We start from the raw sequence: 2,477 nt of genomic DNA, 5'->3' as shown, positions 1-2,477 counted from the left end.
TTTTGAAAATGGATTCCCGTTTTCACGGGAATGACAAGAAATGGTATTTTGCGCCCATCTGTGTCATTCCTGCGTAAGCAGGAATCCAGAAAGTGCGAAACCATAGTTTTCTTTTTAATGAGTAAGCGCCTTTGTCTTTCCTGCGCCTGCATTGCCGCACTTGAAGAAATCGATCGTGCCCTTGAGTATATCCGCCTGAGAGTTGAGTTCCTCGGAGGTGGATGCCAGTTCCTCTGCCGACTGGGCGTTTTGCTGGATCACCATGTCCAGTTGCTGTATTGCCTTACTGATCTGCTCTGCCCCGGAGTTTTGCTCGTTGTTGGCCGCGCTGATCTCCTGGATTAGCTCTGCCGTCTTTGTGATGTCAGGGACAAGGTGCGTGAGCATCGTGGCGGTTTTCTCTGCGGTTGAGACGCTTGACTCCGACAATTGGGTTATCTCCACGGCGGCCTTCTGAGAGCGTTCCGCCAGCTTTCTCACCTCCGACGCCACTACGGCAAACCCCTTGCCGTGCTCACCTGCCCGTGCCGCCTCTATTGCAGCGTTAAGCGCAAGGAGATTTGTTTGGCCGGCTATGTCCTTTATGATCGATATCTTGCTGGTTATCTCTCTCATCAAATCGACGGTCGCCTTTACAGAGCTGCCGCTTTCTCCGGCATCGCGAGCGGCTTTTATGGCAATCTTTTCCGTATGCATGGCATTTTCTGCGTTCTGCTTTATATTTGAAGACATTTCTTGCATAGATGCCGATGTCTCCTCAATTGAGGCCGCCTGTTGCGTAGCCCCCTGCGAAAACGTCTGGGCGCTTGTGCTTATTATTCCACTGCCACTTGCTACAATATCGGATGCTGCCCTTACATTAAGAATGACGTCAGTCAGTTTTTCAGCCATGTGCTTCATTGCCGACAATAGTTGTCCCGTCTCATCCCTGGAGTCGGCATTTATACTCAGCGTCAGATCGCCGGCGGCCAACCGGTTTGATACCTCAACTGCTTGCTTTAAGGGAATAACTATACTGCGGGTGATTAATATAGCAATAATTATGCCGGCAACTATAATAAGACCAACGATTAACATCACGCTGTACAGCGTCGTATCGATAGTTGTCCCTATCCCGTGTGTCATATCCCTGGCCTCTTTCACCTGCGTATCTCTGAACTGGCTGACCTTGTCGGTTAACTCCGAGGCGATCTTGTCAAAGCCCTCCATCAGCTTGTTTCCTTCTTCCAACCCCTGATTGACGTAGGTATCGGCCATCTTGTTGCCCAGTTCGTAGTAGCGTGCAAAGAGCGCCACGATTTCCTCCAAATTCTTGAGGGCTTGCGTGTCATTTTCTGCCCTGTACATACTCATGACCTTCTCTGCGTCTTCCTTAAACTGGGATGCCGCTTCCGCCGCCTCTTTATAACCATCGGTATTGTGCGTTGCGGCTACATCCTGTATGAACTGCTGTACCTGTACAACATCGAGTACCATATCATCGGCGATGAGGGCATAGGGCAGGCTCTCTTTTTCAACTTGCATGGCGTGTTGTTTTATGTCCTTAAACGCAACGAATACACCACCACCCATGAGCAATATGAGCAATATAATTATCCCGAAACTCCCACCAATCCTGGTTCCAACCCTTAAGTTCTTAAACATATCTATCTAAAATGTCCTCCTATTAAAAAAATATATCTCTACACTCAACCTCCCCCGCCCCCGCCCATAAAGGGAGGGGGATATTGCGTCCTTGTCATGTGTATCGGGTGCCGTGTGGCTATTCTACTTTGCGCAGGTCGGCGCCGCACTTGCACTTACCAGGCTTATCCGATACCGTGTTACACGTACAACCGGCACCACAACTACACACGTAAAGCCCCTTGAGGCTTACCTTTTTTACAGGCTTACCGCAGGAACACTTTGTCGGGTCTTTGGGGTCTATTGTGCAAGAGCAGGAGGCGCCACAGGTGCATAGCACGGCCTCATCGCCTTCGATCTTCAGCACGTGCGTAGAGGCGCTCTCGCCTCCACAGGGGCATTTACCGGGATGCACCGATACGGCATCCTTGCAGCGACAGTCCGGTCCACAGTCACACACGTACAGGATGCTGCCCTCATTGACCGATGCACCTTCCTTTTTCTCCTGTGATGTGACACAACCGCCAAATACCGCAACTGCAAATGCAACAAGCAGCGCAACAACCAAACCCGAATTCCTTTTCATTAAAACCTCCATTGTTGATTTAAGTTTAATGCTATTCATAGCATCCGCAATTATAACATAACAACAGAGAAACGAGTAAAAAAACTTTACTTCACAGGGCAATTGCAATGGAGCGATAAAGAAGCGTTATATATAGCGCGTTTCGATTGCATACGATACAAAGAAAGAAAGGGGCGGTTTGTGGCAGGGGTGCCCCACCCCCTCCGCCCCCCTTCAGAACCCCCCGCAAGGGGAGGGGCGAGGCGCCCCGGCCACGAAGAAGTCCCCT

At 50.3% G+C, this 2,477-nt stretch carries 2 protein-coding genes; both read right to left on the bottom strand.

The window, feature by feature from the left end; genetic code table 11:
- Nucleotides 1-114: 114 nt before the first annotated feature.
- On the bottom strand, nt 115-1,644 hold the full coding sequence (locus HWQ67_RS16280; protein WP_218253739.1) for a methyl-accepting chemotaxis protein: 1,530 nt from the start codon (nt 1,642-1,644) through the stop codon (nt 115-117).
- A 118-nt stretch (nt 1,645-1,762) separates the two neighbouring features.
- Nucleotides 1,763-2,209, bottom strand: coding sequence for a hypothetical protein (locus HWQ67_RS16275; RefSeq protein ID WP_218253738.1), 447 nt, complete (start codon nt 2,207-2,209; stop codon nt 1,763-1,765).
- Between the last annotated feature and the right edge of the window lie 268 nt (nt 2,210-2,477).

This window comes from Candidatus Magnetobacterium casense, assembly GCF_019173545.1.
Taxonomy (GTDB): Bacteria; Nitrospirota; Thermodesulfovibrionia; order Thermodesulfovibrionales; family Magnetobacteriaceae; genus Magnetobacterium; species Magnetobacterium cryptolimnobacter.
The sequence above is the reverse complement of the archived record's forward strand: the minus strand, read 5'-3'. Positions and strand labels throughout refer to the sequence as shown.